This is a genomic window from Limnohabitans sp. (assembly GCF_031538885.1).
Classification (GTDB): Bacteria; Pseudomonadota; Gammaproteobacteria; order Burkholderiales; family Burkholderiaceae_C; genus Limnohabitans.
Genome location: NZ_JAVKLW010000029.1, coordinates 1 through 6605, shown reverse-complemented (window position 1 = coordinate 6605; position 6605 = coordinate 1). Strand labels below are relative to the sequence as shown.

The 6605-nt window shown below is 58.9% G+C and carries 5 protein-coding genes; 2 read left to right on the top strand and 3 right to left on the bottom strand.

Annotated elements, in window-relative coordinates:
• From gap (RMS03_RS01885) to tkt, 3 genes are all read right to left on the bottom strand, one after another.
• Nucleotides 1–803, bottom strand: an 803-nt coding sequence (gene gap, locus RMS03_RS01885; protein ID WP_310625424.1) for a type I glyceraldehyde-3-phosphate dehydrogenase, incomplete at its 3' end; no start/stop codon positions are given.
• 141 nt (nt 804–944) lie between these two features.
• Complete coding sequence (gene gap / locus RMS03_RS01880) at nt 945–1952, bottom strand: type I glyceraldehyde-3-phosphate dehydrogenase (RefSeq protein ID WP_310625423.1); 1008 nt, start codon at nt 1950–1952, stop codon at nt 945–947.
• Between the two features lie 40 nt (nt 1953–1992).
• Nucleotides 1993–4077, bottom strand: a complete 2085-nt coding sequence (gene tkt / locus RMS03_RS01875) for a transketolase (RefSeq protein WP_310625422.1) — start codon at nt 4075–4077, stop codon at nt 1993–1995.
• A gap of 127 nt (nt 4078–4204) precedes the next feature.
• Here tkt and RMS03_RS01870 point away from each other — a divergent pair, with 127 nt between their 5' ends.
• Nucleotides 4205–5038 (top strand): sugar phosphate nucleotidyltransferase, encoded by an 834-nt coding sequence (locus RMS03_RS01870; protein ID WP_310625421.1) that lies wholly within the window; start codon nt 4205–4207, stop codon nt 5036–5038.
• 29 nt (nt 5039–5067) lie between these two features.
• Nucleotides 5068–6462, top strand: a complete 1395-nt coding sequence (locus RMS03_RS01865; RefSeq protein WP_310625420.1) for an aminopeptidase P N-terminal domain-containing protein — start codon at nt 5068–5070, stop codon at nt 6460–6462.
• Nucleotides 6463–6605 lie beyond the last annotated feature (143 nt).

Genomic DNA, 6605 nt, shown 5'->3' with positions numbered 1-6605 from the left:
GCGCCCTCGCTCTGTGCTTTCATCTCTGCACAAATCTCTTTGTACGTGGCTTCGCTGTTGAGCTCCACTGTCAAATCGACCACCGACACATCGCTGGTGGGCACACGAAACGCCATGCCGGTGAGCTTGCCTTTGATTTCTGGAATCACCACGCCCACCGCTTTGGCCGCACCGGTGCTGGAGGGGATGATGTTTTCCAAAATCCCACGGCCCCCGCGCCAGTCTTTGTTGGACGGGCTGTCCACGGTTTTTTGGGTGGCGGTAGTGGCGTGGACGGTGGTCATCAGACCTCGTTTGATGCCCCATTTGTCGTTCAACACCTTGGCAATCGGGGCCAAACAGTTGGTGGTGCATGAGGCGTTGGAGACGATGGTCTGACCCGCATAGCTGAGGTGGTTGACGCCATACACAAACATGGGCGTGTCGTCTTTGGAGGGGGCAGAGAGCAGCACTTTTTTAGCGCCTGCGGCCAAGTGTTTTTGGGCGGTGGCTTGGTCGAGGAACAGGCCGGTGGCTTCCACCACCACATCTGCGCCTATCTCATGCCACTTCAAAGCGGCGGGGTCGCGTTCTTGGGTGAGGCGAATCTTTTTGCCGTTGACAACCAAGTGGCCGTTGTCCACCGACACTTCGCCGGGGAAGCGACCATGCACGCTGTCGAACTTGAGCATGTAGGCCAAGTAGTCGGGCTCCAACAAGTCGTTGATGCCCACGATCTCGATGTCGTGGAAGTTTTGCGTGGCCGCACGCAACACCATGCGCCCGATACGGCCAAAGCCGTTGATGCCGATTTTGATAGTCATGTCATCTCCTTAGACGATCCCATTCTATGAAACTTTGTTACATAATTTCAAGCAGATTGACGTATTTTATTTACCTCGACTGCAAGACGAGCAAAGAAAAAGCGCCCTAGGGCGCCTTCAAAGGGACGAGGCTTGCCTGCCTTACTTTTTCTTCGCCACCACACGAACCATCTCCAAGCACTGCTTGGCATAGCCCCATTCGTTGTCGTACCAAGCCACGATCTTGACGAAGGTTTTATCCAAAGCAATACCGGCTGTGGCGTCAAACACGCTGGCGCATGGCTCGCCACGGAAGTCGGTGGACACTACTTTTTCATCGGTGTAACCCAGCACACCTTTGAGCGCACCTTCGCTTTGCGCTATCATTTCGGCGCAAATTTCGGCGTAGCTGGCCTCGCTGTTCAACTCCACGGTCAAGTCCACCACAGACACGTCAGAGGTAGGTACGCGAAACGCCATGCCCGTGATCTTGCCCTTGATTTCTGGAATCACCATTCCCACCGCCTTGGCGGCACCGGTGCTGGAGGGGATGATGTTTTCCAAAATACTGCGCCCACCGCGCCAGTCTTTGCGTGACGAGCTGTCCACCGTCGCTTGGCTGGCCGTGGCAGCGTGTACGGTGGTCATCAAACCGCGCTTGATGCCCCATTTGTCATTCAACACTTTGACCACCGGAGCCAAGCAGTTGGTGGTGCAAGAGGCGTTGGACACGATGGTCTCGCCCGCGTATTTCTTGTGGTTCACGCCGTACACAAACATGGGAATGCTGTCCTTAGAAGGCGCAGAAATGACCACCTTCTTGGCGCCAGCCGCAATGTGCATTTGGCTGGTGGGTTCGGTCAAGTAGTGGCCCGTGCATTCGAGCACGGTGTGCACACCCATCTCGCCCCATTGCAGGTTGTGTGCGTCGCGCTCGTGGCTGAGTTTGATTTTTTTGCCGTTGACGATGAGCGCGTCTTCGGTGTGCTCCACCGTGCCCTCAAAGCGGCCATGTACGCTGTCGAACTTGAGCATGTAGGCCAAGTAGTCTGCGGGCTTGGGGTCGTTGATGCCCACGATCTGGATGTCGGTGTAGCCGTGCTTGAGCGCAGCGCGCAAAGCTAAGCGACCAATACGGCCGAAACCGTTGATGCCAAGTTTGATGGTCATGTGGAAGCCTTCAAAGGGGAGGTTAAAAACTTTTGCGCGTTCAAGCGTGCTGCTGCAAGACGGTTTGAACCGTGTCGGCCACGTTCTCTGGTGTGAAACCGAAGTGTTTGAACAAAGCAGGAGCAGGGGCCGATTCGCCGTAGGTGTCGATGCCGACCACAGCAGACACGCCGTATTTCCACCAGCTGTCGGTCGAGCCCATTTCCACAGCAATGCGAGGCATGCCCGCGGGCAAGACGGCGGATTTGTAGGTCACGCTTTGGCGGTCAAAGGTGGTGGTGCTGGGCACAGATACCACGCGCACAGCAATCTTGCGTTCGGCTAACAAGGCTTGCGCCTTCATCGCCAATTGCACTTCAGAGCCTGTGGCCAAGATGACGGCTTGCGCTTTTTTCTTGAGACCCACTTCCGAGGGCTCGGCCAACACGTAAGCACCTTTGTTGATCGCGTCTAGGCCAGAGATGTCGCCAGCGGTTTTGTGAGGGGCCGCATCGCCACGCGCTTCACCTTTAGGCAAGTACGGCAAGTTTTGACGGCTCAACAACAGCGCGGTGGGGCGGTTGGTGTTTTGCAGCGCCACCGCCCAAGCCACAGCAGTTTCGGCGGTATCGGCGGGACGCCATACGTCGAGGTTAGGGATCAGGCGCAGCGACGCTGCATGTTCGATGGACTGATGAGTCGGGCCGTCTTCGCCCAAACCGATGGAGTCGTGGGTGAACACATGCACCACGCGTTGCTTCATCAATGCGGCCATGCGAATGGCATTGCGCGAGTAATCGCTGAAAGTGAGGAACGTACCGCCGTAGGGGATGAAACCACCATGCAAGGCCACGCCGTTCATGATGGCGGCCATGCCAAATTCACGCACGCCGTAGTTGATGTGGCGGCCGCCTTGGCCTGCTTCGTTTTTCACCACATGGCCTGCGGCATCAAAACGCAGGTTGGGTGTGGACTTGGTGTTGGTCAGGTTTGAGCCGGTCAAGTCAGCGCTGCCACCCAAGAGTTCGGGCAAGGCGGCGGTGAACGATTCCAACGCCAATTGGCTGGCCTTGCGGCTGGCCGCGGTTTCGGCTTTGGTGTGGGCGCCGATGACGGTGTCGACCACGGTTTGTGCAAAGTTCTTGGGCAACTGGCCCGCCATGCGACGCAGCAGCTCTTTGGCCAAAGCGGGATGCGCGGCTTTGTAGGCGGCGAATGTGGTTTTCCACTCGGCCTCTTGGGCCTTGCCGCGTGAAGCGGCATCCCAATCGGCGTACACCACAGCAGGCACTTCAAATGGGGCGTGGTTCCAGCCAATGGCGGCGCGTGTGAGTGCAATTTCTTCTGCGCCCAAAGGCTCGCCGTGGGCCTTGGCAGTGTCTGCGCGGTTGGGGCTGCCTTTGCCGATGCTGGTTTTGCAGACGATCAAGGTGGGTTTGTCAGTGCTCAGTTTGGCGGTGGCGATGGCTTGGCTCACCACGGCCGCGTTGTGGCCGTCGATGGGGCCAATCACTTGCCAGCCATAGGCCTTGAAGCGCTCGGGCGTGTTGTCGGAAAACCAAGGGGCCACTTGGCCGTCGATGGAAATGCCGTTGTCGTCGTACAAAGCGATCAGTTTGTTCAGTTTCCATGCGCCTGCGAGGGAGCAAGCTTCGTGGCTGATGCCTTCCATCAAGCAGCCATCGCCCATGAAGGCGTAGGTGTGGTGGTCCACGACCTCATGGCCTTCGCGGTTGAACTCGGAGGCCAACAGCTTTTCAGCCAGCGCCATGCCCACCGCATTGGTGATGCCTTGGCCCAAGGGGCCGGTCGTGGTCTCCACGCCAGGCGTCACGCCTACTTCGGGGTGACCGGCGGTTTTGCTGTGCAGCACGCGGAAGCTTTTCAACTCGTTCATCGGTAAGTCGTAGCCCGTGAGGTGCAGCAGTGCGTAAATCAGCATCGAGCCGTGTCCGTTGGACAGGACAAAACGGTCGCGGTTTAACCAATGTGGGTTCTTGGGGTTGTGACGCAGATGCTCGCCCCACAAGGCGACGGCCATGTCGGCCATGCCCATCGGCGCGCCGGGGTGTCCTGAGTTGGCAAGTTGTACAGCGTCCATTGCCAAGGCGCGAATTGCGCTGGCCATTTGTTGGGTGTTTGCCATGTCAGGCGGCTCCGGTGGGTGTGAGGGAAAACCACGATTTTAGCGAGCCTGCCTACCCCAGCCTGACCACACAGAACCGTTGTTTGGACAAATATGCGCCACTGACGGCTGGCTACACTGCGGCGTGATGACAAAAAGCTTCATTTCAACCCCTTCCAAGCCCTTGGCTACCGCGCTTCTTTTGGCCGCAGGCCGTGGCGAGCGCATGCGCCCGCTGACCGACCTCACCCCCAAACCTTTGCTGTCGGTGCGTGGTCAACGCCTGATCCAGTGGGCCATGCAAGGTTTGCAGCGAGGCGGCGTTAAAAACTTGGTCATCAATACCGCTTGGTTAGGTGAGCAGATCCCGCAGCACTTTGGTGGTGTGCTGGTCACCGCAGGCCAAGGCCCTATGCACTTGCATTATTCGCAAGAGGGGGTGGACTTCGGTGCTGCGCTGGAAACCGCTGGCGGCATCGTCCGCGCATTGCCGTTGCTGGCCGATGTGTTTTGGGTGGCTGCTGGCGATGTGTTTGTCCCAGACTTTGTGTTTGCGCCTGAGGCTTATGCGCGCTTTGAATCGAGCCCACAGTTGGCGCACATTTGGTTGGTGCCCAATCCTGCGCACAACCTTGACGGTGACTTTGGTTTGTCGGCGGATGGGCTGGCGCCCAACCTGCCCAAGCTGGAAAGCACGACGGCGCATGGTGGGGCGCTTTCAAATACCCTCACCACAGGGCCAACCAGCCAACTACCGCGCTACACCTTCAGCACCATCGCCTTGTACAAACGCGCGTTCTTTGAGGCGACTTGGTGCAACATTCCAGCCGGCAACCCCGCTGGCGTGAAAGCCCCGCTGGCCGCGATGTTGCGTGCCGCCATGGACAATGATGCGGTGAGCGCTTCGCTCTACACCGGCGCATGGACCGATGTGGGCACGCCCGAGCGGTTGGCGGCGTTGAATGCAATACCTGCGCCTTAAGCCCGCTACTTTTTCAAACTGAGTTCGCCATGACCCAAGCCTCTGCTTCTTTCTACGCACAACGCCGTGCCCGTTTGGCCGCCCAGTTGGGCGACGGTGGCGTGGCCATCATCCCCACCGCGCCCGAGCATGCGCGTAACCGCGACAGCGACTTTCCGTATCGCCACGACAGCTATTTTTATTACCTGACGGGCTTCACCGAACCCCATGCGTGGTTGGTCCTCGATGCCACAGGCCGCAGCACCTTGTTTTGCCAGCCCAAAGATTTGGAACGCGAAATTTGGGATGGTTTTCGGCTAGGGCCAGATGCTGCCGCCGCGGCACTGGGCGTCAACGCGGCGGCGTCGGTGGCCGAGCTGGACCAACAGCTGCCCAAGCTGCTGGAAAACCAACATACGGTGTGGTACCCGTTTGCCACGCACAAAGGGCTGGAAACGCGGGTAGATGGTTGGCTCAATGCCGTGCGTGCCCGTGTGCGCTTGGGGGCGCAGTGCCCCGCACAGCAACGCGATGCGTGCGGCCCCTTGGATGAAATGCGCCTCATCAAAGACGCGTACGAGCAAGACGTGATGCGCCGCGCCTGTGCCATCAGCGCCCGCGCGCACATCCGTGCCATGCAAACCAGCGCCCGCATGTTGCGGGCGGGCCAAGACGTGCGCGAGTACCACTTGGATGCCGAGTTGCTGCACGAGTTTCGACTGCACGGCTCACAGTTCCCGGCCTACACCTCCATCGTGGCCGCTGGTGCCAACGCGTGCGTGTTGCATTACCGCGCCGACGTCGCGCCTGTGCGCGAGGGCGAGTTGGTGTTGATCGATGCCGGCTGCGAGTTGGATGGTTATGCGAGCGACATCACCCGCACCTTCCCCGCCAACGGCAAATTCACTGGCCCGCAGCGCGACCTCTACAACTTGGCGCTGGCCAGTCAAGACGCGGCTGTGGCTGCGACCAAGGCGGGCGCGCGCTTCACCGATCCACACGAAGCTACGGTGCAAGTGCTGGCGCAAGGCTTGTTAGACCTTGGGCTTTTGAGCCAAGCCAAGCACGGCAACGCGCAAGACGTGATCGAAAAACGCGCTTACTTTCCGTTCTACATGCACCGCACGGGACACTGGCTGGGCATGGACGTACATGACTGCGGCAGCTATGTGGAGCCTACGGAGTTGGGTCAAACCAGCGAGCGCAAAGACCCGTTGTCGGGCGAAACCATCCTCAACCGCCCGAGCCGAATCTTGCGCGAAGGCATGGTGCTCACCATCGAGCCGGGCTTGTACGTGCGTCCCGCTGTCGATGTGCCAGAGGCGTTTTGGAACATTGGCATTCGCATTGAGGACGACGCCATCGTGACCTCAGTGGGCTGTGAGTTGATTTCTCGTGGCGTGCCTGTTATTGCAGACGAGATTGAGGCGTTGATGCGCGCTTAGAGACCTAGGGAAGGTCTGCACAACGCATGAATTTGTAGCGTGACTTGTTACGGACTTCACGATGTGCAATTGTGTGCGTCGATAGCACGATTTTTCGGCGTAAGAGACCCATTTCGTCATCCCACCTTTGCCCTCAGGCCCCT

Excerpts from the sequence above, each read along its gene's own strand:
- gap (WP_310625423.1), bottom strand. The coding sequence starts at position 1,952 with ATGACCATCAAACTTGGCATCAACGGTTTCGGCCGTATTGGTCGCTTA.
- tkt (WP_310625422.1), bottom strand. The coding sequence starts at position 4,077 with ATGGCAAACACCCAACAAATGGCCAGCGCAATTCGCGCCTTGGCAATG.
- RMS03_RS01870 (WP_310625421.1), top strand. The coding sequence starts at position 4,205 with ATGACAAAAAGCTTCATTTCAACCCCTTCCAAGCCCTTGGCTACCGCG.
- RMS03_RS01865 (WP_310625420.1), top strand. The coding sequence starts at position 5,068 with ATGACCCAAGCCTCTGCTTCTTTCTACGCACAACGCCGTGCCCGTTTG.